1 protein-coding gene and 1 pseudogene are annotated in these 1,006 nt (G+C 68.9%); both read left to right on the plus strand.

Annotated elements, in window-relative coordinates; translation table 11 throughout:
* The coding region (locus A5622_RS19495; protein WP_156753018.1) for an amidohydrolase family protein at positions 1–551 on the plus strand (551 nt) is incomplete at its 5' end.
* Positions 552–655: 104 nt separating this feature from the next.
* Positions 656–1,006: pseudogene (locus A5622_RS19500) on the plus strand (hypothetical protein); the annotation flags it as partial.

The following is a 1,006-nucleotide window of genomic DNA, read 5'->3' on the forward strand; positions in this document are numbered from 1 at the left end:
CGGCCGCCCTGCAGGCGCCGATCTACCTGCATCCGACCATCCCCCCGGCGGGCGTCATCGAGTCCAGCTACGCGGGTTTCGCCGAGCCCGTCACGTTCGCGCTGGCCACGGTGGGGTGGGGGTGGCACATCAACACCGCCACCCACGCGCTGCGGATGATCCTGGGTGGCGTGTTCGACCGGCACCCGTCGCTGCAGATGATCATCGGGCACATGGGTGAGGCGACGTCGTTCATGCTGCCGCGCTTCGACGCCACGCTGACACCGGAGCTGACCGGTCTGCAGCGTCCCGTCAGCTACTACCTGCGGGAGAACTTCCACTACACATTCGCCAACTTCAACGACCGCGCGACGTACGCGAACCTGGTCGCCCAGGTGGGGATCGACCGCGTGGCCTTCTCCGCCGACTACCCGTTCGGGTCGATGGTCGCCGCCCGCGCGTTTCTGGACAGCCTGCCGCTCACCGACGACGAGCGCGCGGCCATCAGCCACCGCAACGCCGAAAAGCTGTTGGGGCTGTACGGAAGTCGTGAACCGGTCACGGGTCGATAAATTCGGGCCATCGGCTCTGTATCGATACCTGTGTCAGGGCAGCGGCTTTCGCGTCTCGGTGCGTAACCTGAGTGCCGCTATATGAATCGTCTGGGGAGCGGCGGGTGCGGTTTTCGGAGAATGCGCGGCGAAGCCTGGCCGGTGGTTCGCTGCTGCTCGTAGCCCTGGTGGCCGGCTCGGCGCTGGTCTCCGGCTGCAGTTCGGTCATCGGCGGCCGGCCGGTGGCCTCGCCAGGAGCCGGCCCCACCGAACCGTCCTTCCCCACACCCAGGTCCACGCCGCCGTCGGCCACCGCCGCCCCGGCGCCGGGCCCGTCGGCCGCACCGGCGAACCCGACCACCCCGGCCGGCGCCATCCCGCTGCCGCCCGACCAGAACGGCTACGTCTTCATCGAGACCAAATCCGGCGTGACGCGCTGCCAGATCAACAGAGACACCGTCGGCTGTGAGGCGCCC

Origin of the sequence: Mycobacterium sp. 1245801.1 (assembly GCF_001673055.1) — a bacterium.
In the GTDB taxonomy this organism is placed as follows: Bacteria; Actinomycetota; Actinomycetes; order Mycobacteriales; family Mycobacteriaceae; genus Mycobacterium; species Mycobacterium europaeum_A.